Genomic DNA, 25,060 nt, shown 5'->3' on the forward strand with positions numbered 1-25,060 from the left:
CTCCCCCGGACGGACCACAGTGGTAGCGGACCGGCTGCGGGCTGTCATAGCGTTCGGAGTGTTCCACCCCCTGACGGGTGGGGCCACGGCCGTCGGAGAACCTGGCCAGGTCCGGCGGCCGTTCCCATGCCCTTTTCCGGTCCGGCCGCGGCCCGGCCGCGCGAACGCGTAGGCTGGGCAGCCGCCATCGCGCCGACGCCCCGGACCGTCAGGAGCAGCCGTGACCAGCCCCGCCCCGAGCTTCCTGGTGATCGGCGAGTGCGTCGCCGACATCGTCCGCACCCCGGGCGGGCCCGACCGGGTCCACCCCGGCGGCAGTCCCGCCAACGTCGCCTACGGGCTGGCGCGGCTCGGCCTGCCCACCACCCTGCTCACCGAGCTCGGCGCCGATCCCCACGGCCGGCTGATCCGGGCCCACCTGGAGTCCGCGGGCGTGGCCGTCCTCGCCGACCCGGGGGAGGGCGCCCGGACGGCGTCCGCACTGGTCGAGCTGGACGAGCAGGGCCGGGCCCGCTACAGCTTCGACATCGACTGGACGCTGGCGGCGGCCGAGCTCCCGTTCGTACCCGGCCATCTGCACATCGGCTCGATCGCCGCCGTCACCGACCCGGGGGCGGCGGCCGTCCTCGCCCTGGTCCGACGCCGGCCCGGCCGGGCCGGCGTCAGCTACGACCCCAACGTGCGGCCCGCGCTGATGGGCGATCGGGAGTCGGCCGTCCGCCGGGTCGAGCGCTGCGTCGCGCTCAGCGACCTGGTCAAGGCCAGCGACGAGGACCTCGACTGGCTCTACCCCGGCCAGGACCCGGAGTCCGTCGCGCGCCGCTGGCTCGACCTCGGACCGGCCACGGTGGCGGTCACCCTCGGCGCGCAGGGCGCCTTCGCGCTGACCTCCGACGGGCGCCGCGCCGAGACGGCGGCCGTCCCCGTCCCGGTCGTGGACACCGTCGGGGCCGGCGACTCCTTCATGGCCGCCCTGCTCCACGCCCGCCACGCCGGCGCCGACCTCGACCGGTCCCTGGCCACGGCGGCCGCGGCCGCCGCACTCACCGTCTCGCGCGCGGGTGCCAACCCGCCGGACACCGCCGAGCTGAACGCCGCCCTCCTCGCCGTGGGCTGACGCCGCCGGCTTGTCCCCACCTGATCCCCGCCTGGTCCCGGCCTGGCCCCCGCCGTCCGGGCGCACGGCCCGGGGCGGCGGAACGCCGTGTCCGAATCCCGCCGGATCCAGCGCGGGAAAGACCGCAGAGTGGGTGGTGCACGACAGGTTGACGAGCGGCTGGAGAAGGACCGTGACCCTCTACACGACGATCAGTACCCCGGTGGGCGAGCTGCTGCTGGTGGGCGAGGAGTCCGCCACCGCCCAGGGCGGGACGGCCCTCGCCTCGGTGTCCATGACCGGGCAGCAGAACGCGGCGGAGGTCCGGGACGACTGGATCCGCGCGCCGGAGGCGTTCGGGGAGGTCACCCGGCAGATCCGGGCGTACTTCGCGGGCGAGGCGAAGGGCTTCGACCTGGAGTACGCCGCGGGCGCCGGCACGGACTTCCAACGGCGGGTCTGGGCGGCGCTGGAGACCGTCCCGTACGGCGCCACCACCAGCTACGGCGGGCTGGCCGAGCGGGCCGGGCTCCCGCCTGGGGCGGTGCGGGCGCTGGGGGCCGCGCTCGGCGCCAACCCGTTGCTCCTGGTGCGCCCGTGCCACCGGGTGATCGGCGCCGACGGCTCGCTCACCGGCTACGCGGGCGGCGTCGAGCGCAAGCGGCTGCTGCTCACCCACGAGGGCGCGCTCGCGGCATGACCCGCGCGTTCCGACCCGCGCTGCCGGCCCGCGCGGCCTGATCCACGCTGCCGACCCGCGTCACCCGCCCCGCGATCCGCGCACACCCACCCCGACACCGAGCGAGACGGACATGATCCCCACCACCAGCCCCGGCCGTGCGGCCGACCGCGTCGCCGCCACCGACTGGGCCGCGCTCGCGGCCGAGATCGACGCGTTCGGCTGCGCCCCGACCGGGCAGCTGCTCACCCCCGGCGAGTGCGCCGCGGTCGCCGCCCTGTACGACGAGGAGCGGTACTTCCGCAGCACCGTCGACATGGCCCGCCACCGCTTCGGCTCCGGCCGCTACCGCTACTTCCGGGAGCCCTTCCCCGAACTGCCGGCCGAGCTGCGCGAGGCGCTCTACCCGCGCCTGCTCCCGATCGCCCGCGACTGGGCCGCCAGGCTCCGCAGGCCCGCGCCGTGGCCCGACACCCTCGCCGAGTGGCTGGAGCTGTGCCACGAGGCCGGGCAGACCAAGCCCACCCCCATCCTGCTGCGCTACGGCCCCGGCGACTGGAACGCCCTGCACCGCGACCTGTACGGCGACCTGGTCTTCCCCCTCCAGGTCGTCATCGGCCTCGACGCGGCCGGGGCCGACTACACCGGGGGCGAGTTCCTGCTGGTCGAGCAGCGCCCCCGCGCCCAGTCCCGCGGCACCTCCCTCACCCTCCCCCAGGGCCACGGCCTGGTGTTCACCACCCGGGACCGCCCGGTGCCCTCCGCCCGGGGCTGGTCCGCCGCGCCGGTGCGGCACGGGGTGAGCACCGTCCGCACCGGCCGGCGGCACACCCTTGGCCTCGTCTTCCACGACGCCGCGTAGCCACCGTGTCCGGAGCCGACACCACCCGCGCATCAGGCCGGGACCACCTCCTGCTCGGCGCCGACGGCCGCCCGTACCGCAGCGCCGTGCCCGGCACCCTCGGCGGCCACCGCCGCGGCCGGCTCTACGGTCGGCTCGACTGCCCCAGCGCGCTGCGCGCGATCGCCGCCGGCGGCTACGTCCGCCACCGGGTGTTCTTCGCCGACGCGGCCACCGCCCGCGCCGCCGGCTACCGTCCGTGCGCGGTCTGCCTGCCGGAGGCGTACGCGCGGTGGCGGGCACGGCGACCCGAAGGACCGGACCGACAGGGAGACACCATGAGCAGCCCCCACGGGTTCGGGCGCCCCCGCTCGCCCCTCGCTCCGGGCCCGGGCGGCCCGCCGCTGCCGCCGCCGGCCGCCCACACCCCGGCCGAACTCGCCTCCCTCCTCGGCCTGTTGACCGGGCCACCGGAGCGGATCCGGTCCGTGGTGATCGGCCACGGCCGCGCCGAGGCCGCGACCGCCGCCGCCCGAGCCCTCGCCGAGGCCTGGCGGGCCCGGGGCGGGGAGGTGCTCGCCGTCGTCGACTGGCCCGAGGCCGCCGCCTCCTGGCTGCGCCCGGCCACCCGCTTCACCGCGGCCACCCCGGACGCCTGGGTCGTCGCCGGCGGCCCCGAGGGCTGGGCGCAGATGAGCCGCCGGCTGCGGTTCAGCACCGACTGGGACCCGGCGCGGACCTTCGGCTTCGCCTCGATCGGGACCGTCGCCGTCGTCGAACGCGCCGGCGCCGACGTCCTGCACGGCATGCGGGGCGCCTCGGCCGACGGCGGGACCTGGCGGATCGGGGGTGAGCTCATCACCTACCACCCGCCCGCGGACGGGAGCTGACCCGGGGACAGCTCAGGGCCCAGGGACAGCTCAGGGCCAGGGACAGCTCAGGCCCGGGGAGGGCCGGCCCCTCAGGGCTCCCGGCCGGTCCAGCGGATGCCGTGGAACCCGGGGGAGAGGTCGAAGTCGGCGAAGTGGGCGAGGCGGCCGTCGATGAGCCGCAGCCGGACCACGTCCCGGTGCGGTGAGCGCGCGTCGAGCCGCCAGATCCGGTAGGCCCGCCGGGCCCCGGTCCCGGGCTCGAAGCGCAGCGTCAACTCGTAGTGCTGCCCGGCGGTGCGGAACCAGTGCCCGTAGTACGGCTCCGGTTCGGTGGCGGCCGTGCTGTGCTTCACCGCGAAGGTCTCCCCGCGGCCGAGCGGCCCGAAGAGGAGCTCGGCGGCGACCAGCCCGGCCGCGCGGTCGGTCCGCACCCGGCCGAGCGTGCAGTCCCGGCCGGCCCGGATCTCGGGCAGCGCGTCGCCGCGGACGTGGTTGAGCACGACGTGCCGGGCCACTCCGGAGCGGCGGGCGCGGACGACCGTCCGGGTGGTGGCGACCCAGCCCGCCCCGGAGACGGTCACCTCGTCCTGGACGGCGAGGACGTCCAGCTCGGGCTCGGCCGGGACGTCCATCCGGGCCCGCAGCCGGCTCGCCGGAAGCACCGGGGTGCCCGGGGCGGGGGCCGGCAGGCGGCGGCCGCGGTGCGCGGGCTCCTCCAGCAGACCGCCGAGCGAGCCCGCCGCCAGGCCCAGGACCCGCTCCAGCCCGGCGACCGCGCGCAGGCTCTGCGGGCGGCTCGGCCGGCTCAGGCCGCGCTGCCAGTTGCTCAGGGTGGAGACGCTGACCCGCAGTCCGGCGGCGGCCAGCCGTTCGTGCAGCCGCTCCAGACTGAGGCCGCGGGCGGCGATGGCCGAGCGCAGGGCGCTGTGGAACGGGCCGCCGTGCGGCGCGCCGTGGAGGTCGTCGATCGCGGATCCCGTGGTTACTCGCCGGTACTGGATTTCCAGCGCCGCCGGTCCATCGCCCCAGGCGGCGCCGCTGCGGCCGCGTCGCGGGGCGTGCGGACGGCCGCCCGCACGCTATCGCTCCCACCCGGGCCGCCTCCACCATGTCCGCGACAAAACCATCCGGATCACACCCGCACGGACCGGATCCGGCGGGCCCGGACCGGTGCGAGACCGAGGAGCAGGCCATGCCGGCAGCGCAGTCCCGACTCAGACCGCAGTCCCCGCCCGGGCGGCGGCCCGCGCCGAGAACCAGATCGGTGATCACCGCCGTGGTGGCGTTCCTGATCGCCCTCACCGGTGCCGGGGCGGCCATGGGCGCCCGCCCGTCCGCCGCGCCGGACCAGGGCGGCACCGCCGCCGCCGTACCGCGGCCGGACCACGTCGTCGTCGTCCTGTTCGAGAACAAGGACTACTCGAAGATCATCGGGAACCCCGCCGTCCCCTACCTCAACTCCCTGGCCGGGCAGGGCGCGAGCTTCTCCCGCTCGTTCGGCATCACCCACCCCAGCCAGGGCAACTACGTCGCGCTGTTCTCCGGCGACCTGCAAGGCGTGACGGGCGACTCCTGCCCGCAGAACTTCACCGGCAAGGCCAACCTCGGCAGCCAGCTCACCGCCGCCGGGTACACCTTCAAGGGCTACTCCGAGGGCCTGCCGTCCACCGGCTACACCGGCTGCAGCAGCGGCAACTACGTCCGCAAGCACAACCCCTGGGCGGACTTCGACAACGTCCCGGCCGCCGCCAGCCTCCCCTACAGCGGCTTCCCGACGGACTACACCAAGCTGCCGACCGTCTCCTTCGTCATCCCCGACATGTGCAACGACATGCACGACTGCGCACCCGAGACCGGCGACACCTGGCTGCGCACCAACCTCGACGGGTACGCGCAGTGGGCCAAGACCCACAACAGCCTGCTGGTCGTCACCTTCGACGAGGACAACTTCAGCTCCGTCAACCAGATCGCCACCGTCTTCGTGGGCGAGAAGGTCCGCCCGGGCGTCTACTCCGAGCGCATCGACCACTACGGCGTCCTGCGCACGATCGAGGAGGCCTACGGCCTCGGCGCCCTGGGCAACGCGGCGAGCGCCGCCCCGATCACCGACATCTGGACCACCTCGCCGACCCCGAGCCCGACGCCCACCGGCACACCCACCGGCTCGCCCACCGGGACCCCGACGCCCACCCCCTCTCCGCCCGCCGGCCTGGTCAACGGCGGCTTCGAGTACGGCACCTTCAACGGCTGGACCCGCACCGGCACCACCGCCGTCGCCGACGTGCCGCACTCCGGCGCCTACGGCGGCGCGGCCGGATCCAGCGGGCCGACCGACGGCGACTCCGTCCTCAGCCAGACCTTCACCGCCCCACCCGGCATCACCAGGCTCACCGTCTGGTGGAAGGGCGACTGCCGGGACAGCGTGGACTACGCCTGGGCCACCGTCACCGTCCGGCACAACACCAGCGGTACGACGGCCACCCCGCTGCCCAGGACCTGCACCGCGAACGGCGGCTGGCGGCAGGTCACCGACACCCTCACCCCCGGCCACTCCTACACCGTGCAGCTGGTCAACCACGACGACGACTACCCGGGTGATCCCAGCATCACCTGGTTCGACGACATCACGCTGAGCTGAGCCGGTGTACCTCTCCAGCGTGCGAGCCGGGGCCCCCACGACCGGGGCCCCGGCCCGGCGGGTCCTCACCGGCAACGTCCTCGCCCTCGGCCTGGTCAGCCTGGTCACCGACGTCTCCGCCGAGATGGTCGGCTCGGTGCTCCCCGCCTACCTCGTCCTCGGACTGCACCTGAGCACCGCTCAGTACGGTGTGGTGGACGGCCTGTTCAGCGGATCCACCGCCCTCACCCGGCTCCTCGGCGGCTACGCCGCCGACCGGTTCCGGCGCCGCAAGCTCGTCGCCGGGATCGGCTACGGTCTGTCGGCCGCCGCCCGGGCCGGGCTGCTCCTGACCGCCGCCGCACCCGCGGCGATCGGCGCCGTCCTGGCGGTCGACCGCACCGGCAAGGGCCTGCGCACCGCGCCCAGGGACGCCCTGATCACCCTCTCCGTCCCCGCCGACCGGCTCGGCCGGGCGTTCGGCGCGCACCGCGCCCTGGACAGCCTGGGGGCGTTCGCCGGGCCGCTCGTCGCGGTCGGCGTGCTCGCGCTGGCCGGCTCGGGCCGCTCCTACGACGCGGTGTTCCTGACCAGCCTGTGCTTCGCCCTGCTCGGCGTCCTGCTGCTGGCGCTCTTCGTCCACGACCGCCAGGAGCCCCTGCCCGCGGGCCGGGTGCGGCCGGGCGCCGCGCTGGCACTGCTGCGCCGCGGACCGTTCCGCCGGCTCTGCGCGGTCGCCGCCCTGCTCGCGCTGACCACGGTCGGCGACGGGTTCGTCTACCTGCTCCTCCAGCGCCGCGACGACCTGCCGCTCACCGCGTTCCCGCTGCTGGCGGTCGGCTCCGCGCTGGCCTACCTGCTGCTGGCCGCGCCCCTGGGCCGGCTCGCCGACCGCACCGGCCACCGGCCGGTGGTGCTCGGCGGCTTCGGCGCCGTGGTCGCCGTCCAGGTCCTCCTCGCCCTCGGCCCGGGCTCGCCGGTGCTGCTGGTGCCGCTGGTCCTGCTGCTGCACGGAGCCTTCTACGCCGCCACCGACGGGGTCCTGATGGCCCTCGCCGGGCCGCTGCTGCCGCCCGAACTGCGCACCAGCGGACTCGCCCTGCTGCAGACCGGGCAGGCCCTGGCCGCGCTCTGCTCCTCGGTGGCGTTCGGGGCGGCCTGGCAGGCGTGGGGCGCGCCGACCGCCTGCCTGGGCGCGGCCGGCGCCGCCGCCACCGCCCTGGCCGTCTCCGCCCCCCTGCTCACGGCGGCCCCGCCGCGTCCCCGTCCGCCGTCCTCTCCGCCCGTCTCCCCGTCCGCCCCGCCGTCCGTCCCGCCCTCGCACGAAGGACACCCCTCGCCATGAAGTGGCGCATCCTCACCGCCCTGGTCGCGACCGTCCTGCTCGCCGCCGTCGCCGTCGGCTACACCGTGCTGCGGGCCGCGCCCGTCCCCGCCCGTGACCCGGCGGACGCCGCGCCCACCCTGGACGGCCCCGGGCTGCTGGTCCGCGACACCCGGACGGGGTTGCTCGCGGTGCAGCACCCCGATGGCCGGCGCACCCCCTCCACGCTGCCCTGCGCCCGCGTGTACGCGGCCGCCGGGACCGGTGTCTGCCTGCTGGAGGGCCCGGGCTCCTACCAGCTCACCGTCCTCGACCGCGAGCTGCACCGGCAGAGCAACATCCCGCTCAACGGTGTCCCCAGCCGGGCCCGGGTCTCCGCCTCCGGCCGGATGGTCTCCTGGACGGTCTTCGTCACCGGGGACTCCTACAACGGCGGCCGGTTCTCCACCCGTTCCGGCATCCTCGACACCCGCGGCGGCACCCTGGTCGGCAACCTGGAGGACTTCACGGTCGACGGTCACGCCCCCGCGCCCGACGCCAACGTCTGGGGCGTCACCTTCACCTCGGACGACAACCGCTTCTACGCGACGCTGTCGGCCGACGGCCACCGCTCCCTCGTGGCGGGCGACTTCGCCGCCCGCAGCCTGCGCACCCTCAAGGACGACGTGGAGTGCCCGTCACTGGCCCCCGACGGCACCCGGCTGGCCTACAAGCGGATGCTGCCCGACGGCGGCTGGCGGCTCACCGTGCTGCGGCTGGCCGATCTCGCCGAGACCCCGCTCACCGAGACCCGCAGCGTCGACGACCAGGCGGCCTGGCTGGACGACGCCACCGTCGCCTACGGGCTGCCGCACTCCGGGACGGGCGCGGACGTCTGGACCGTCCCGGCGGACGGCACCGGACAACCGCGGCTGCTCGCCCGCGACGCGGAGTCCCCGGCGGCTCTGGGGGCGGCTCCGGGGTGACCGGGCCGGGCCTCCGTGCTCAGCCCGCCCCCAGCCAGGTGGTCTGCTGGCTCTCCGAGTCGAAGCTCCGCGCCGCCGTGAAGTCACCGACGAGGTCCGGGTGGCGGCCGAGCACGGTGTGGGCGAGCGCGAGGGCGTCCGGTTCGAGCCGCCGGGTGAGCCCGAGGTGCGGCGACCAGCGGCCGGGCAGGTAGTACGGGCCGGGCTCCTCGGCCTCGGCGAGGATCTCCCAGACCCGCTGGTGGAGCAGGACCAGCTCCACGGTGGGCACGATCGACCAGGAGAGCACCCGGCGCCGGCTGCGCGCGCCGAACGAGACCAGGCCGGACAGCCGGACGGTCAGCGGCAGGGCCCCGGCGAGGAGTTCGTCCAGCCGCGGCCCGGCGTCGGCCGGCATCCGGGCGCAGGCGGCCAGGGTGAGGTGCGGGCGGTGGCCGGCATGGGTGTTGTGGGCGAGGCTGTCCACCCCGCCGTCCGAGAGCCGCTGCCACACCTCGCGCACCGCGCGGTCGAAGGCGGCGTCGCAGACCAGCTCAACGGTCTGCATGCGCCGGCGCCGTGACGTCCTTGCCGTACCAGATCTGGGCGTACGGCCCGGTGCTGTACGCCGATATCTCGGCGTACCCGTGCCGGCTGTACAGCGCGCGGGCCTCGACCAGGTCGAGCCGGGTGTCCAGCACGATCCGCCCGGCGCCGAGCGACCGCGCGGCCTCGTCCACGGCGGCCAGCAGCCGCCCGCCGCCGCCCGTGCCGCGCACCGCGTGGCGGACGAACACCCTGGTCAGTTCCACCGTTCGCGCGTCCCGCACACGCAACCCGGCACAGGCCTGCGCCGCGCCGTCGTAGCGCCCGAGCACGAACGCCCCGGTGGGCGCGGCGAGGTCGTCGCTCGGGGAGCCGGCCAGGCCGGACTCGATCTCCTCGGGTGTGCCGTCGCGCCCGAGGTGCAGCCGGTAGTACCGGTTGGCGACGTCGATGTAGTAGTCGCGCAGCAGCGCCTGCGCCTCCTCCGAGCCCACATCGGCCGGGGAGACGTCCCAGCGGTCGGCAGGGCGCGGAACGGTGATCGTCATGTGCGCATTATGGTCGGCCGCCCTCCCCGGAAGCGAGGCGTTTTCCGAGGTCGGCGGGGGTGCGCGGGACCGGGCAGGGCCGGCGCCGCCGCACCGGGTGCAGCCGGGGCGGGGCCGGGGGAGGGGGACTTCGCCGCGCCGGCGGCCCCGGCGGTGCGGTAGGCCGGGCGGGTGAGGAGGGGATTGGCCGGGGGGTGGTGCGGGGGAGCAGTGCTCCATGAACACATTGTCAGATCATGTGATTAATGGGGGGTTGAGGGGGAGTCACCGGGCCAGGGCCGGCCTCGCGGTGGCGGTCTGCCTGTCGGCCGCGGTCGCGGGCTGCGCCGCACCCCCGACGGGCCGTCCGGACTCGGCCCGGGCCGTGGCGAGCGCCGTTCCCGCCGAGGGGGCCGCCGAGGGCGCGGCGAAGGAGGCTGCCGACCGGGGCGGGCCGCGGCCGGCCGCCGCGCCGCTGATGCTGCCCGGCCCGGCCCGGGCCGAGGAGGAGGCCGCCGGCGCGGCGGTGGCCCGGAGGGAGGCGGCCGTGCGCACCGCGCTGGAGACCGCGCACCGCTGGGGAGTCGAGCGGCCGCCGCTGAAGGCCCCGCAGCGGCCCGCGGCCAGGGCGGAGCTCAGCCCCGTGCAGGGGGTGAAGCTCCAGGACGGCCGGCCCCCGGTGGTCTACCGGGTGCCGACCAGCGAGAAGATCGTCTTCCTGACCGTCGACGACGGCGCCGAGAAGGACCCGGAGTTCTCCCGGATGGCGGACGAGCTCGGGATCCCGCTCAGCACCTTCGTCGCCGACTACCTGGCGCGCGAGGACTACGGCTACTTCCGCGGGCTCGCCGCCCAGGGCGACGCGGTGAACAACCACACGATCAACCACCGCAACCTCAAGGTGCTCGGCTACGACCAGCAGCGCGACGAGATCTGCCGCCAGCAGGACCAGCTGGAGCAGCAGATCGGCGCCCGCCCGCGGCTGTTCCGGCCGCCCTACGGCGAGTACAACGACGACACGCTCCGGGCCGCCGCCTCCTGCGGCATCGAGGCCGTCCCGCTCTGGAACGAGGAGGCCTTCCCCGACCGGGTGGAGTACCGCTACGACGATCAGCGCCTGCACTCCGGGGACATCATCCTCACCCACTTCCGGGGTGCCGACCTGTGGAAGGGCACCATGCCCGACCTGCTCCGCAAGGTCGTGAACGAGGTCACCGCGCAGGGCTTCGCCTTCGCCCGGCTGGACGACTACCTGTAGGGCGCGCGGTTCCAGCCTTGTGCGGGACTGCGCCGCCGGCAGCGGAAGCGCCGCCTCAGGAGAGCGAGAGGGCGTCCAGGTAGACCCAGGCGCCCTCGTACCGCACGAAGCGGCTGTGCTCGCTGAGGACGCCCTGCTCGCGGCCCTCGGTGTAGTGGGCGCGGAAAGCCACGGTGCCCGCGCTGTGGAACGGGCCGCCCTCGGTGGTGGAGAGCACCTCCAGGCCGGTCCAGCGCAGCGCGGGGTCGAACTCGACCGCGTCGGGCCGGGTGTCGGGGTGCCAGGTGCGCAGCAGGTACGCCTCGTCCTGTGCGGCGAAGGCGCTGAAGCGCGAGCGCATCAGCAGCTCGGCGGTGGTCGCGGCGGCCTGGCCCCGGTGCAGCCGGCCGCAGCACTCGCCGTACGCGGCGGGCAGCCCGCACGGGCAGGGGGAGGAGGGCAGCAGGCGGGGCGCGGGGGCGGCGGCGCGGGGCGCGGGGCGGCGTCGGGACATGGGTCCATTCTGGCCCCTCGCCGGGGTGCCGCCGTCCCGGCCGTCCTGCGGGTGGTGGGTCGCGGCCGCGCGGCCGCTGCGATGGGCCGCTGCCGGGCGCCGCCACCACGGGGCCGGGGCGGCTGAACGGCCGGACGGCCGGCGGCCGGGTTGGCGCGGGCCCCGGGCGGTGCCAGGCTGAGGAGATGGACCGGGACCTCGGGTGGTGGGTGCGGATCGCCCTGGACGGCTGGGAGCGCGGCGAGGGCCCGCGCTACCGGTGCCTCGCCGCCGCGCTGGCCGACGCGGTGGAGCGCCGCCTGGTGGACCCGGGGGACCGGCTGCCGGCCGAGCGGCTGCTCGCCGAGGCGCTGGGGGTGAGCCGCGGCACGGCGGTGCGCGGGTACGAGGAGCTGGCCGGGTCGGGGCTGGTCGAGCGGCGCAGGGGCGCGGGCACCTTCGTCCGGGCGCGTACGGCGTGGGTGCGGACCCCACTCGGGACCCGTCAGGGCTGAGCCGGCCCCGGGTGCCGGTCGGCGCAGGGTAAAGGGCAGGTCAGGGCCGCGTCGGCGGGGTGGCGCACGCGGGCGCGACGCACACCGGGACGCCGTCGGGACGACCGTAGCGTCAGTCGGCCGCCATGTCACGAGTCCTGACACTCAGTAGGAATTCGCCGACGAACCGTCACGGAGGTGAACCGCTGAGTGGTGAGAGAAGGGTGATCTTTCCGGCATACCGAACGAGTGTCGGAAATGTGCTGGTCATCCGGAGATCTTTACCCCACCATCTCCCAGGGCACACCGCCCATTTCTGGCCGACCACAAGTCGGCGCAGGGCCATCCCTCAGGAGAGTTGATGAGTTCGACGGGACTTCCTCCACTGGATCCGGCAGCATCGCTGGCCGACCTGTTCGATGCCCAGGTCAGACGGACCCCCGAGGCCGTCGCCGTGATCGACGGCGGGCGGCGCCTGACCTACCGTGAACTGTCCGCGTCCGTGGAGTCGGCGGCGGCCCGGCTGGCCGGCGCCGGGGTCGGTGCGGAGACCCTGGTGGGGGTCTGCCTACCGCGTTCGGCGGACCTGGTCGTCATGCTGTTGGCGGTGCTGCGGGCCGGCGGCGCGTACGTGCCGCTCGACCCGGCCTACCCGCGCGACCGGCTGGAGCTGGTGATCGGCGACGCCCGTGCGCCCGTCGTCGTCACCGACCGCTCCCACGAGCACCTGCTGGCCGGGGCCGGCGCCACCCTGCTGTACGTCGACGGCGACAGCCCCGCCGCCCCCCTCGCGCGGGCGGCCGGCGGCGACGCGCTCGCCTACGTCCTGTACACCTCGGGCTCCACCGGCCGTCCCAAGGGTGTCGCGGTCACCCAGGGCGGCGTCAACGCGATGCTCCGGTGGGCCGTCGACACCTACACCCCGGCCGACGTGGCCGGAGTGCTGTTCGGCACGTCGGTCTGCTTCGACATCTCGGTGTACGAGCTGTTCCTCCCGCTGGTCGTCGGCGGCGCCGTCCTGGTCGCCGAGAACGTCCTCGCGCTGCCCGAGCTCCCGGCCCGCGAGGAGGTGACGCTGGTCAACACCGTGCCCAGCGCCATGGCGGCGCTGCTGCGCGACGGCGGTCCTTCCGGCGGCGGGGGCCTGCCGGACGGCGTACGCGTCGTCAACCTGGCCGGTGAGGCGCTACCGCGCCGTCTGGCCGACCAGGTCTACGCCCAGCCCCGGGTCGAGCGCCTGTACAACCTCTACGGCCCGACCGAGGACACCGTCTACTCGACCTGGTCGCTGGTCGCGCGCGGGGAGGCCGGCGAGCCGGTCATCGGCCGCCCGCTGGACGGCACCACCGCCCACGTCCTCGACGAGCAGCGGACCGCCGTCCCGGACGGAGGGATCGGCGAGCTGTACCTGGCCGGCGAAGGACTGGCCCGCGGCTACCACGGCCGCCCCGACCTCACCGAGGAGCGGTTCGTCACCGTCGGCGGCGAGCGCTGCTACCGCACCGGGGACCTCGTGCGGCGGCTGCCGGACGGCGACCTGGAGTACCACGGCCGCGTCGACCACCAGGTGAAGGTCCGCGGCTTCCGGGTCGAACTCGGCGAGATCGAGGCGGTGCTGGCCACCCACCCCGCGGTCGAGGCCGCCGCCGCGGTCGTCCAGCGGGACGAGGCCGGCGACTACCTCGCCGCCTTCGTCCAGCCCGCCCCGGCCGCCGAACCGACCGCGGCCGAGCTGCGCGCCCACTGCGCCGCCGCCCTGCCCGGCTACATGGTGCCACTGGCCGTCGGCGTGCTGGAGCGCCTGCCGCTCACCCCCAACGGCAAGACCGACCGCAAGGCGCTGCCGCCGGTCGCCCGCAGCCGGGCCGGCCAGGACCTCTTCGTCGCCCCCCGTACGGAGGTCGAGGAGGGGATCGCCGCACTCTGGCAGGACGTGCTCGGCCTGCCCCGGGTCGGCGTGCACGACGTCTTCCTCGACCTCGGCGGCCACTCGCTGCTCGCGGCCGGCGTCCTCGCCCGGATCGAGCGCGCCTACGGCACCCGGGTACCGCTCGGCGAGTTCTTCGCCGCGCCGACCGTCGCCGCGCTCGCCCGCCGGGTCGCCGACGGCGGCGGCGGACGCCCCGGCGTCGCACCGCCCGAGCGGGCCGCCCACCTGCCCGCCCGCGCCACCGAGTTCCAGCGCGAGCTCTGGCTGCACTCCTCCGTCCTGCCCGGCAGCGCCCTCTACAACGTGCCGCTGCGCATCCGGGCCACCGGCAGGCTCGACCTCGCCGCCCTGGGCCGCGCCCTGACCGTGGTGGTCCGCCGCCACGAAGTCCTGCGCACCGCGCTCACCGGACGCGACGGCGAGCTCCTCGCCGAGGTCCGCGAGCCGTACACCGTGGACGTGCCGCTGCTCGACCTGGTCGGCGCAGGCCGACCGGACGCGGTGGCCGACGAGGCGGAGCTCGACGCCGCGCTGCGCGCCGAGGCCGCCCGGCCGCTGGACCTCGCCGAGGGACGGCTGCTGCGCGCCCTCGCCCTGCGCACCGGCCCGGACCGGCACGAACTGCTGCTGACCGTCCACCACGCCGCGATGGACGGCTGGGCGGCCGGCCTGCTGCTCGCCGAGCTCGGCCGCGCCTACCGGGACGGCGACCTCGCCGAACCCGCCCTGCAGTTCTCCGATGTCGCCCGCTGGGAGGAGCGCGCCAACGAGGCAGGCCGCGAGGCCGCGCTGCGCTGGGGCGAGGGACTGCTCGGCCTGGACGCCGAGCAGCACCTGCCCGGCGACCGCCCGCACCCCAACCCGCACGACACGGCCGGCCGCCGGATCGCCCGCCGGATCGACGCCGACCTGCTCCGCACCGCCGAGCGCTGGGCCGCCGGCGAGGGCGCCAGCCTCTACATGACGGTCCTCGCCGCACTCGGCGGCGTGCTGCACCGCTACACCGGCCGCACCGACCTCGCCGTGCTCACGCCCTTCGCCGTGCGCCCCGTCCCCGAGCTGGAGCAGGTCCTCGGCTCGCTGATCAACACCGTCGCGCTCCGCTTCGAGGTCGGCGCCGCCGACACCCTGCGCACGCTCGTCGCCCGGCTCCGCCCGGTGGTGCTGGACGCCGCCGAGCACAGCGGCCACCCGTTCCTGGAACACGCCCGCCGGGCCGGTGACTCCGCCGGCCGGACGTCCTCGCCGCTCGCCCAGACCCTGCTCGCGGTCCAGAACCACCCGGTGGCAGGCGTCGAACTGCCCGGCGTGAAGATGGAGTTCGTCGCCGAGGTGTGCAACGGCACGGCGAAGACCGACCTCTCGCTGTTCCTGGAGTTCCCGGCCGACGGCCCACTGCTCTCCGCCGAGTACCGCACCTCGCGCTACGACGAGCCCTCCGTGCAGGCCGCGCTCGACCACCTGACCGTGCTGCTCGCCGCCGCCCTCGCCGAACCCGACCGTCCGATCGGCGAGTTGGCGATGCTCTCGGCCGCCGAACTGGCCGGCGCCGAAGCCGGCAACCGGACCGCGGCGCCGCTGCCCGACGCCCGGCTGCACGAGCTGGTCGCCGCCCAGGCCGACCGCACCCCGCAGGCGATCGCCGTCTCCGCCGCCGACGGCACTCTGGCGTACGGTGAACTCGACTCCACCGCGGCCCGGTTGGCCCACCTGCTGGCCGCGCAGGGGGTCGGGCCCGGCAGCCTGGTGGCGGTCGCCGTCCGGCGCGGCCGACTGCTGCCCGCCGCCCTGCTCGGCGTGCTGCGCAGCGGCGCCGCCTACCTGCCGATCGACGTCGACCAGCCGCTCGCCCGCAACCTCGCGGTGCTCGACGACGCCGGAGTGGGCGTCCTGGTCGCCGAACAGGCCACGGCCGGCGACGAACTGCTCTCCGGACGCACCGCCGTCCTGGTCGACGGCCCCGAGGCCGCCGCCGCGCCTGAGGCCCCGATCGTGGCCGTCGGCCCCGAGGACCCGGCCTACCTGCTGTACACCTCGGGCTCCACCGGCCGCCCCAAGGGCGTGGCCGTACCGCACCGGGCGATCGTCAACTTCCTCGGCTCGATGGGCCGCGAACCCGGCCTCACCGACCGGGACGTGATGGCCGCCGTCACCACCGTCACCTTCGACATCGCGGGCCTGGAGCTGTGGTTGCCCCTGGTCACCGGCGCCCGGGTGGAGATCGCCGACCGTGCCACCGCCACCGACGGGCACGCGCTCGCCGCCTGGCTGGACCAGCGCGCCGTCACCGTCGCCCAGGCCACCCCCGCCACCTGGCGGATGCTGCTGGAGGCCGACTGGCCCGGCCGCCCCGGCCTGACCGCCCTGTGCGGCGGCGAGGCGCTCACCGCCGACCTGGCCGAGGCACTGCTCAAGCGCACCGCCGCACTGTGGAACCTGTACGGTCCGACCGAGACCACGGTCTGGTCCACCGCGCAGCGGGTCACCGCCGAACTCGCCGCCCACGGCGGCGTGGTGGCGCTCGGCGCGCCCATCGCCAACACCCGGCTGCACCTGCTGGACGCGGCCGGCCGGCCCGCCCCCGTGAACGGCATCGGCGAGCTCTGCATCGCCGGTGACGGCGTCGCGCTCGGCTACCACGGCCGCCCCGAGCTCACCGCCGAACGCTTCGTCCCGGAGCCCGGCGGCCCCGAGGGCGCGCTGATGTACCGCACCGGCGACCTCGCCTGCCGCCGCCGAGACGGCCGGCTGGAGTACCACGGGCGCACCGACGCGCAGATCAAGCTGCGCGGCTTCCGGATCGAACTCGGCGAGATCGAGGCCGCGTTGACCGCCGTCCCCGGCGTCGGCGCGGGCGCGGCCGCCCTGGTCGACACCCCGGCGGGCCCGGTCCTCGCCGGGTACGCCGTCACCGGCGGCGGCCTCACCGAGGACGCGCTGCGGTCGGCCCTCGCCGACCGGCTGCCCGACTACATGGTGCCCGCCGCACTCGTCCTGCTCGACGCGCTGCCGCTGACCCCCAGCGGCAAGGTCGACCGGGCCGCCCTGCCGCTGCCGCAGCTCGGCGGCGCCGGCGCGCCGCCCGAGGGGGACTGCGAGGAACTGCTCGCCGATCTGTGGCAGGAGGTCCTCGGGGTGGAGCTGGTCTCCCGGCACGACGACTTCTTCTCGCTCGGCGGCCACTCCCTGCTCGCCACCCGCCTGACCGCCCGGGTCCGCGACGTCTTCGACACCGACCTGCCGCTGCGCACCGTCTTCGAGGCCCGCACCCTGGCCGCCATGGCCCGCCGAATAGAGGACCTGCTCCTCGCCGAGATCGAACTCGCCGACCTTGCCGACCTGAACGACCTCGACGACCTGGACGACTTGAACGATCAAGGCGACCCTTCCGGCCCCGACGGCCTCGACGGCCCCGGCGCGTCCGGTGCACCCGACCGACCCGATGTACGGCACGACCCGGACGCCCGGCCCGACGCGGCCGCCGGCGCCCTGACGGGGGAGAACGCATGACCGACCAGCCCGACGCCAGACGACAGGAACTCCTGCGCCGCCGCCTCGCCCAGGCCAAGGCCGCCGCCAGACCGACGCAGCGCGGCATCACCCCCCGCCCCGACGGCACACCCGCGCCGCTCTCCTCGGCCCAGCGCCGGATGTGGTTCCTCGCCCAGTACGACCCGGACGGCGCGGCCTACCACATCCCGCTCGCCCTGCACCTCGGCGGCGAGCCCGACCCGGCCGCCCTGGCCGCCGCCCTCGGCGACCTGCTCGCCCGCCACGAGGTGCTGCGCACCGTCTACCGGACCGAGGACGGCGAGGTCCGCCCCGTCCTGCTCGACGCCGAAGCCCTGGCGCTCACCACGGCCGACGTCCCCGCCGAGGACCTCGACCGGTGGCTGGAGGCGGAGGCCCGGCGCCCGTTCGACCTCGCCGCCGACCTCCCGCTGCGCGCCGCCCTGCTGCGCACCGGCGAGGGCCGCCACGTGCTCAGCCTGGTGCTGCACCACATCGCCGCCGACGGCTGGTCCATCGGCGTGCTGTTCGGCGACCTCGCCACCGCCTACGCGGCCCGCCGCGAGGGCCGGGCGCCCGCCTTCGCGCCGCTGGCCGTCCAGTACGCCGACGTGGCGCACTGGCAGCAGACCGAGCTGGCCGAGGAGCTCGCCCGCCAGGAGCAGTGGTGGCTGGAGCGCCTGCGCGGCGCCACCGCCACCGTCACCGTGCCCCCCGACCGCCCCCGCCCGGCCGTCGCCGGCACCCGCGGCGGGCGGATCACCCTCGGGTTCGGCGCCGAGCGCACCCGCCGGATCCGTCGGCTCGCCGAACAGACCGGCGCCACCCCGTACATGGTGCTGCTCGCCGCCCTGCAGACCGTGCTCTCCCGCTACACCGGCGCCGAGGACGTGGTGGTCGGCACCCCCGTCGCGGGCCGCACTCGCAGCGAGACCGAACCGCTGGTCGGCTGCTTCGTGAACACCCTGGCGATGCGCACGGACCTCTCCGGTGACCCGAGCGTGCGGCTGCTGCTGGAGCGGGTCCGCGAGAACACCCTCGGCGCCTTCGGCCACCAGGACCTGCCGTTCGAGCGGCTGATCGACGCGCTCGGCCTGGACCGTGAACTCGCCCACACCCCGCTGTTCCAGGTCCTGCTCAACGTCCACAACCAGGCCGAGGCCGTCCTCGACCTGCCCGGTCTGGAGGCCGGCTGGCAGCCCGTCGGCACCGACACCGCCAAGTTCGACCTGTCCGTCGCCGTCGTCGACAACGGCGGCGAGCTCGACGCCGACCTGGTCTGGCGTGCCGAGCTGTACGACGAGCCGACCGTCCGGCGCACCTTCGGCCACCTCACCACCGTCCTCGACGCGATGGCCGAGGACCCGGACCGCCCGCTCGCCGACCTGCCCCTGCTCACCTCCGCCGAACAGCGCCAACTCGCGGACTGGGACGACGCCCTGCGCGGCTGGGACCTCGGCGGCACACTGCACGGACTGGTCGAGGAGCAGGCCGCCCGCACCCCCGACGCACCCGCGGTCCGCGGCGCCGACGGCGTCCTCACCTACGCCGAACTCGACCACCGGGCCAACGTACTGGCCCACCGGCTGATCGCCCTCGGCGTCGGCCCGGACCGCCCGGTCGGTCTGCTGGTCGAGCGCTCGGCCGCCCTGGTCGTCGGCATGCTCGGCATCCTCAAGGCCGGCGGGGCGTACCTGCCGCTCGACCCGGTCTACCCGGACGAGCGGATCCACGCCCTGCTCACCGCCGCCGACGCCGCCGCGGTCGTCACCACCGAGGACCTGCTCGCCCGCCTCGACGGCCCGCCGGCCGTCCTCGTGGACGCGCTCACCACCACCGTGGCACCCTGCGCGCCGCCCGCGGTGGACGTCCGCCCCGAGCACCTCTGCTACCTGATCTTCACCTCCGGCTCCACCGGCACGCCCAAGGGCGTCGCCGTCGAGCACCGCAACTACCGCAACTACCTGCACGGCCTGCGCGAGCGCATCGGCGCCGGGTCGGAGGGCTGGAACTGGGCGCTGGTCTCCACCTTCGCCGCCGACCTCGGCACCACCAACGTGTTCGGCGCGCTCACCGGTGGCGGCTGCCTGCACCTGCTCACCCGCGACCAGGCCACCGACCCGGACGCCTTCGCCGCCTACACGGCCGCGCACCGGATCGACGCCATGAAGCTCGTCCCGAGCCACCTGGAGGGCCTGGCCGCGCACGGCGACGGCCTCGGCGGCATCCTGCCCGCCGAACTGCTGATCTGCGCGGGCGAGGCGCTGCGGCCCGACCTGGTCGCCCGGATCCGCGCGGCCCGGCCCGGACTGCGGCTGCACAACCACTACGGCCCGACCGAGACCACCGTCTCGATGCTCGGCGCCCCCGTCCCCGCGGACCTCGGCGACGCCGTCACGGCGCCGCTCGGCCGGCCCTTCGGCAACGTCGGCGCCGAGGTGCTCGACGCCCGGCTGCGGCCCGTCCCGGTCGGCGTCCCCGGCGAGCTGTACGTCTCCGGCGGCGGCGTCGCCCGCGGCTACCTCGGCCGGGACGACCTCACCGCCGAGCGCTTCACCCTCGTCCATGGCCGGCGCAGCTACCGCACCGGCGACCTGGTCCGGCGGCGCACCGACGGATCCGTGGAGTTCCTCGGCCGGGTCGACCACCAGGTCAAGATCCGCGGCTTCCGGGTCGAGATCGGCGAGGTGGAGGCCGAGCTGACGGCCCGACCGGAGATCCGCGAGGCCGTCGTGGTCGCCCGCGGGGAGGGCGCCGCCCGCACCCTCGTCGGCTACCTGGTCCCCGCCGACCCGGCCGCCGCCCCCGACCCGGGCGGGCTGCGCGCCGCGCTGCGCACCCGGCTGCCGGACTACATGGTGCCGGCCGCCCTGGTCGTCCTCGACGCCCTGCCGCTGAACGCCAACGGCAAGGTCGACCGGGCCGCCCTGCCCGAGCCTGCCGCCGCCCAGCCGGTGTCCGGCGGAGCCGAGTTGGCGACGGAGGCCGAGCACGAGGTGGCCGCCGCCTACCGGCAGGTGCTCGCCGTCGACGAGATCGGCGCCACGGACGACTTCTTCGCGCTCGGCGGCGACTCCTTCTCCGCCGTGCACACCGTCCGCCTGATCGGCCGCGGCCTGTCCGTGATCGACCTGTTCCAGCAGCCCACCGTCCGCGAACTCGCCGCCCTGCTCGACGCGAGGGCCGGCGGCGGCGCCGAACAGGGCCCGCGCACCCTGCTGCACAAGCTGACCCGCGGCAACGCGCCGGCCGAGGTGAGCGTGGTCTGCGTCCCCTACGGCGGCGGCAGCCCAATCACCTTCCAGCCGCTCGCCGACGCCCTGCCCGCAGGCCACCGGCTGTACGCCGTCGAGCTGCCCGGCCACGACCCGAGCCGCCCCGACGACGAGCTCGCCGAACTCGAAGGCCTCGCCGACCGGTTGACCGAGCAGATCACCGCCGGGATCGACGGCCCGGTGGTGCTGTACGGCCACTGCCTCGGCGGCGCGCTCGCCACCGCCCTCGGCTCCCGACTGGAGGCGGCCGGCGTCGACCTGCGCGGCGTCGCCCTCGGCGGGACCTTCCCCGCGGCCCGGCTGCCGGGCCGCTTCGCCGAGTGGATGGCCCGCCGACTGCCCGGCGACCGGATGCTCTCCAACCGCTCCTACCTCGACTACCTGCGCGCGATGGGCGGCTTCACCGACGTCTACGACCAGGCCGAACAGGACTTCCTGGTCCGGGCGCTGCGCCACGACGTCCGGCAGGCGGAGGACTTCTACACCCGGGCCTACGGGGACGGCCGCCCGGCCGTGATCGCCGCGCCGATCCTCTGCGTGGTCGGCGAGAAGGACCGCGCCACCCAGCTGTACGAGGAGCGGTACGCCGAGTGGGAGCACTTCGGCGACACCGTCGACCTGGCCGTCATCCCGCGCGCCGGGCACTACTTCCTGAAGCACCAGGCCGACGAACTGGCCCGGGTGATAGCCGAGTTCACCGCCACCGGGACGGTCGCCGAGCAGGCCCCGGCCAAGCGCCCGGCGGCCCGCGCCGAGCTGGGCGTCTTCGCGAAGGTCGCCATCGGGCAGTTCGTCTCGATGGTCGGCACCAGCCTCTCCACCTTCGCGCTGGGCGTCTGGGTGTACCAGCAGACCGGCTCGGCCTTCGACTTCGCGATGATCTCGGTGGTCGCGGTGCTGCCCGCCGTCCTGCTGCTGCCCATCGCGGGAGCGCTCGCCGACCGGCTCGACCGCCGCCGGATCATGATCGTGACGGACACCGTGGCGGCGGCCGGCATGCTCTCGCTCGGCGCGCTGCTCTGGGCCGACCTGCTGGAGGTCTGGCACATCTACCTGGTCGCCTGCACGGGGGCGGTCTGCTCCGCCTTCCAACGCCCGGCCTACCTGGCCGCGATCACCCAGCTGGTGCCCAAACGCTACCTCGGCCAGGCCAACGGCCTCGCCCAACTCGGCACCGGTGCAGGGGACATGATGGCCGTCCTGGCCGGCGGCGTGCTGGTCTCGCTGATCGGCCTGCACGGCGTGGTCCTGTTCGACATGGCCACCTTCCTGATCGGCGTCAGCTGCCTGCTGCTGGTCCGCTTCCCCGACGCGATGTTCGACAAGCAGGAGGAGCCGCTGCTGCGCGAGGTCGTCACCGGCTGGCGCTACATCGTGCGCCGGCACAGCCTGGTCGCCATGGTGGTCTTCTTCGTGGTGTTCAACTACCTGTTCGCCATCGCCACCGTCCTGGTCACCCCGATGGTCCTGGCCGGCGGCTCGGCGGTGCAGCTCGGCGTCATCACGGCGGTCGGCGGCGTCGGCGCGATGACGGGCGCCCTGGTGATGGCCCTGTGGGGCGGCACCCGGCGGCGCGCCATCGGCATGATCGGCTTCACCTCGGTGGTCGGCCTGGCGGCCGTGGTGGCCGGCAGCCGGCCGCAGCCCGCTCTGGTGGCCTGCGGGCTCTTCGTCCTCTGGGCCTCGCTGATGATCCTCAACTCGCACTGGATGGCGCTGATCCAGACCAAGGTCGGGATGGAGCTCCAGGGCCGGGTGCTGGCCACCAACCAGATGCTCGTGATGTCGATGATGCCGCTGGGCTTCCTCACCGCGGGCCCGCTCTCGGACCACGTCTTCGAGCCGCTGATGCAGCCCGGCGGCGCCCTCGCCGACTCCGTCGGCATGATCCTCGGCACCGGACCCGGCCGCGGCGCCGGACTCCTGCTGGTCCTGATCGGCGCCGTCCTCGGGGTCTGGGGCCTGCTCGGCCTCGCCTACCGCCCGCTGCGGCTGATCGAGGACCTCCTGCCGGACGCCCTGCCGGACGCCGAGATCGGCGACAAGGACGCCATCCAGGCCGAGGCCGACCGCCTGCTGGCCCTCACCCGGGCCGCCCGCTCCGGCGGCGCCCCCGGTCCCACCCCGCCCCGCCAGCGCCCCGCCCCCGCCCCGGAGCAGACCGAGGACCGCGTCCCGGCCGGCGCGGGCCGGCCGGGCGCCTGACGCCGGCGCGCCGAACGGGCCCGGGCCCCCGGAACACCGGGGGCCCGGGCCCGTCCGCTCACTGCGCGGCGCGCTTGAACGAGTAGTTGAACTCGGCGGTGCCGAAGGACCGCATCAGGCGGATCCAGAACGGCATCATCATCTCCATCGCCCGCGCGCCCTTGATGTCGCCCAGGTCGATCACCGAGCCGGCCGGCCAGCCGAACTGCTCCAGCAGGGCGGTGGCCTCGGCCTTCGCGGCGTCGTCGTCACCGGCGACGAAGATGTTGTGCTCGCCGGCGAGCCGGGCCGGGTCGACCATCACGGGCGCGGTCACGGTGTTCAGCGCCTTCACCACCCGGGCCTGCGGGAACTCGCGCTGGATCTGCTCGCCGACGCTGTCGGTGTTCGCCGGGTCGAGCGTCACCTCCCCCTCGGGGGAGAACACCAGCGGGTTGGAGACGTCCACCAGCAGCTTGCCGGCGAGCCGCTCGGCGCCCGCCGCCCGCAGGGCCGCCAGCGCGACCGTGCCCGAGGTGGCGTTGAGGACCACCTCGCCGAAGTCGGCGGCGTCCGCGAAGGTGCCGCTGTGGCCGCGCGGCCCGGCCTGCTCGGCCCAGGCGACGCCCTTCTCGTTGTCCTTGGTCCGCGAGCCGAGCGTCACCTCGTGGCCGAGCTCGACCAGCTTGCCCGCCAGGGTCTGCCCGACGACGCCGGTCCCGATGATTCCGAATCTCACTGTGCGTCAGTCCTTTCGATCTTTGTGCCGGGATGACGATAGGACAGGAAGGGCAGGTCGCGTGCGTCAATACGACGATCGGACGACCGCCGAGTGGCTTACTCTGCTGGTGGCCCGTGACCAGGGGCCGAAACATGGGCGCCATGAACCGAACCAACAGACCCGTCAGACAGGCGGCGGCGGTCCTCACCGGCCTGGCCCTGCTCGCCCCGGCCGCCGCGGCGCGCGCCGACGTCCCGACCGTCTCCGTCACCACCGAACGCACCGGATGGGACCAGGACGAACCCGGGCTGGCACCCGAGGAGGTCACCAAGTCCGACTTCGGCGTGCGCTTCTCGACCCCGCTGGACGGCCAGGTGTTCGCCCAGCCGCTGGTCATCGGACGGACCGTGGTCGTCGCCACCGAGACCAACCACGTGTACGGCGTCGACGCCGCCGACGGGACGATCACCTGGCACCGCGCGATGGGCCCGGCCTGGCCCTCCGCCGCCATCGGCTGCTCCGACCCGGGCCCCAACGTCGGCACCACCTCCACCCCCGTCCACGACCCGGCCACCGGCACCGTCTACCTCACCAGCAAGGTCGACGACGGACCGGACAACAGGCACCCGCACTACTACGTCCACGCCCTCGACGCCCAGACCGGCGCCGAGCGCAGCGGCTGGCCGGTCACCGTCCAGGGCGACCCGGTGAACGCCCCCGGAAAGCCCTTCAACGCCTACCGCTCCCTCCAGCGCCCCGGACTGCTGCTCCTCGACGGCTCCGTCTACTTCGGCTTCGGCTCGCTCTGCGGCATCGGCGACTACATCGGCACCCTGGCCGGCCTCGACACCACCACCCGCAAGCTCACCCTCTGGTCGACGGTCGCCGGCTCGGACACCCAGCGGGCCAGCATCTGGATGGCCGGCAGCGGCCTGGTCTCGGACGGCCCCGGCCGGATCATCCTCTCCACCGCGAACGGCCAGGGCGCCGGCGCCTCGCCCGCACAGGGCCCCGGCGACAGACCGCCCGGCGGCCTCGGCGAGTCGGTGATCCGCTTCGCCGTCAACGGCGACGGCACCTTCACCCCGAAGGACTTCTTCAGCCCGGCCAACAACGCCACCCTCGACAAGAAGGACACCGACCTCGGCTCCGGCGGCCCGGTCGCCCTCCCGGCGAGCCACTTCGGCACCCCCGCCCACCCCCGGCTGCTGGTGCAGGTCGGCAAGGACGGGCGGATCTTCCTGCTCGACCGCGACGACCTCGGCGGCATGGGGCAGGGCCCCGGCGGCACCGACAACGTCGTCGGGATGACCGGCCCGTACGGCGGCGTGTGGGGCCATCCGGGCGTCTGGGGCGGGGACGGCGGCTACGTCTACACCGTCGAGAACTACGGCCGGCTGCGCGCCCTCAAGTACTCCGTGAACGCCGCCGGCACCCCGGCGCTGACCAGCGCCGGCACCAGCGCCGAGGACTTCCTGAAGATGTCCGGCTCACCCGTCGTCACCTCCGACGGCACCCGCTCCGGCTCGGCACTGGTCTGGGTGATCTGGTCCGGCACCGGCCAGTACGGCGAGGGCGGCGAGCTGCGCGCCTACGACCCCGTCCCCGTCGACGGCACCCTCCGGCTGCGCCGCTCCTTCCCGCTCGGGACGGTCAGCAAGTTCTCCGTGCCCGCCACCGACCGGGGCCGGATCTACGTCGGCACCAAGGACCACCGCCTGGTCGCCCTCGGCCGGCCCTCGGCGTTCACCTCTCGCTGACGTCCGGGGC

At 75.3% G+C, this 25,060-nt stretch carries 17 protein-coding genes; 12 read left to right on the forward strand and 5 right to left on the reverse strand.

Annotated features, from left to right (window positions below):
• Positions 1–220 precede the first annotated feature (220 nt).
• From ACFVVX_RS23845 to ACFVVX_RS23860, 4 genes are all read left to right on the forward strand, one after another.
• Positions 221–1,117 carry a carbohydrate kinase gene (locus ACFVVX_RS23845; RefSeq protein WP_387948614.1) on the forward strand — a complete coding sequence of 299 codons (897 nt, stop codon included), beginning with the start codon at positions 221–223 and terminating at the stop codon, positions 1,115–1,117.
• 172 nt (positions 1,118–1,289) lie between these two features.
• A complete protein-coding gene (locus ACFVVX_RS23850; RefSeq protein WP_387948615.1) occupies positions 1,290–1,796 on the forward strand; it encodes a methylated-DNA--[protein]-cysteine S-methyltransferase in 507 nt (168 codons plus the stop codon).
• Positions 1,797–1,908: 112 nt separating this feature from the next.
• A complete protein-coding gene (locus tag ACFVVX_RS23855; RefSeq protein WP_387948616.1) occupies positions 1,909–2,637 on the forward strand; it encodes a 2OG-Fe(II) oxygenase in 729 nt (242 codons plus the stop codon).
• Positions 2,638–2,642: 5 nt separating this feature from the next.
• The gene (locus ACFVVX_RS23860; protein WP_387948617.1) at positions 2,643–3,506 is read left to right on the forward strand and encodes an Ada metal-binding domain-containing protein; all 864 of its coding nucleotides are present in this window, start codon (positions 2,643–2,645) and stop codon (positions 3,504–3,506) included.
• Positions 3,507–3,577: 71 nt separating this feature from the next.
• Here the strand turns inward: ACFVVX_RS23860 and ACFVVX_RS23865 are convergent, their stop codons facing one another.
• Positions 3,578–4,150: a hypothetical protein gene (locus ACFVVX_RS23865; RefSeq protein WP_387948618.1), complete on the reverse strand. Its 573-nt coding sequence runs from the start codon at positions 4,148–4,150 to the stop codon at positions 3,578–3,580.
• A gap of 602 nt (positions 4,151–4,752) precedes the next feature.
• Between ACFVVX_RS23865 and ACFVVX_RS23870 the strand changes: the two genes are divergently transcribed.
• The 3 genes from ACFVVX_RS23870 to ACFVVX_RS23880 are packed head-to-tail and all read left to right on the forward strand — an operon-like array spanning position 4,753 to position 8,394.
• The gene (locus ACFVVX_RS23870; RefSeq protein WP_387948619.1) at positions 4,753–6,126 is read left to right on the forward strand and encodes an alkaline phosphatase family protein; all 1,374 of its coding nucleotides are present in this window, start codon (positions 4,753–4,755) and stop codon (positions 6,124–6,126) included.
• Positions 6,127–6,145: 19 nt separating this feature from the next.
• Positions 6,146–7,450, forward strand: coding sequence for an MFS transporter (locus ACFVVX_RS23875; protein WP_387948620.1), 1,305 nt, complete (start codon positions 6,146–6,148; stop codon positions 7,448–7,450).
• Positions 7,447–8,394: a hypothetical protein gene (locus ACFVVX_RS23880; protein ID WP_387948621.1), complete on the forward strand. Its 948-nt coding sequence runs from the start codon at positions 7,447–7,449 to the stop codon at positions 8,392–8,394. Before ACFVVX_RS23875 ends, ACFVVX_RS23880 begins: the two co-directional genes overlap by 4 nt.
• A gap of 19 nt (positions 8,395–8,413) precedes the next feature.
• Here ACFVVX_RS23880 and ACFVVX_RS23885 read toward each other — a convergent pair whose 3' ends face one another.
• A complete protein-coding gene (locus ACFVVX_RS23885) occupies positions 8,414–8,941 on the reverse strand; it encodes a 2'-5' RNA ligase family protein (protein WP_387948622.1) in 528 nt (175 codons plus the stop codon).
• On the reverse strand, positions 8,928–9,467 hold the full coding sequence (locus tag ACFVVX_RS23890) for a GNAT family N-acetyltransferase (protein ID WP_387948623.1): 540 nt from the start codon (positions 9,465–9,467) through the stop codon (positions 8,928–8,930). Before ACFVVX_RS23890 ends, ACFVVX_RS23885 begins: the two co-directional genes overlap by 14 nt.
• A gap of 253 nt (positions 9,468–9,720) precedes the next feature.
• On the opposite strand from ACFVVX_RS23890, the gene ACFVVX_RS23895 reads away from it, so the two are divergent.
• Positions 9,721–10,704, forward strand: coding sequence for a polysaccharide deacetylase family protein (locus ACFVVX_RS23895; protein ID WP_387948624.1), 984 nt, complete (start codon positions 9,721–9,723; stop codon positions 10,702–10,704).
• Positions 10,705–10,759: 55 nt separating this feature from the next.
• Here the strand turns inward: ACFVVX_RS23895 and ACFVVX_RS23900 are convergent, their stop codons facing one another.
• Positions 10,760–11,197 (reverse strand): YchJ family protein, encoded by a 438-nt coding sequence (locus ACFVVX_RS23900; RefSeq protein ID WP_387948625.1) that lies wholly within the window; start codon positions 11,195–11,197, stop codon positions 10,760–10,762.
• A 185-nt stretch (positions 11,198–11,382) separates the two neighbouring features.
• Between ACFVVX_RS23900 and ACFVVX_RS23905 the strand changes: the two genes are divergently transcribed.
• From ACFVVX_RS23905 to ACFVVX_RS23915, 3 genes are all read left to right on the forward strand, one after another.
• The gene (locus tag ACFVVX_RS23905; RefSeq protein ID WP_387948626.1) at positions 11,383–11,691 is read left to right on the forward strand and encodes a GntR family transcriptional regulator; all 309 of its coding nucleotides are present in this window, start codon (positions 11,383–11,385) and stop codon (positions 11,689–11,691) included.
• 340 nt (positions 11,692–12,031) lie between these two features.
• The gene (locus tag ACFVVX_RS23910) at positions 12,032–17,110 is read left to right on the forward strand and encodes an amino acid adenylation domain-containing protein (RefSeq protein WP_387948627.1); all 5,079 of its coding nucleotides are present in this window, start codon (positions 12,032–12,034) and stop codon (positions 17,108–17,110) included.
• A complete protein-coding gene (locus tag ACFVVX_RS23915) occupies positions 17,107–22,590 on the forward strand; it encodes an amino acid adenylation domain-containing protein (RefSeq protein ID WP_387948628.1) in 5,484 nt (1,827 codons plus the stop codon). Before ACFVVX_RS23910 ends, ACFVVX_RS23915 begins: the two co-directional genes overlap by 4 nt.
• A 58-nt stretch (positions 22,591–22,648) precedes the next feature.
• Here ACFVVX_RS23915 and ACFVVX_RS23920 read toward each other — a convergent pair whose 3' ends face one another.
• The gene (locus ACFVVX_RS23920) at positions 22,649–23,308 is read right to left on the reverse strand and encodes an NADPH-dependent F420 reductase (protein WP_387948629.1); all 660 of its coding nucleotides are present in this window, start codon (positions 23,306–23,308) and stop codon (positions 22,649–22,651) included.
• Positions 23,309–23,451: 143 nt separating this feature from the next.
• Between ACFVVX_RS23920 and ACFVVX_RS23925 the strand changes: the two genes are divergently transcribed.
• On the forward strand, positions 23,452–25,050 hold the full coding sequence (locus tag ACFVVX_RS23925) for a PQQ-binding-like beta-propeller repeat protein (RefSeq protein ID WP_387948630.1): 1,599 nt from the start codon (positions 23,452–23,454) through the stop codon (positions 25,048–25,050).
• Positions 25,051–25,060 lie beyond the last annotated feature (10 nt).

This window comes from Kitasatospora sp. NPDC058170, from assembly GCF_042883905.1.
Lineage (GTDB): Bacteria > Actinomycetota > Actinomycetes > Streptomycetales > Streptomycetaceae > Kitasatospora.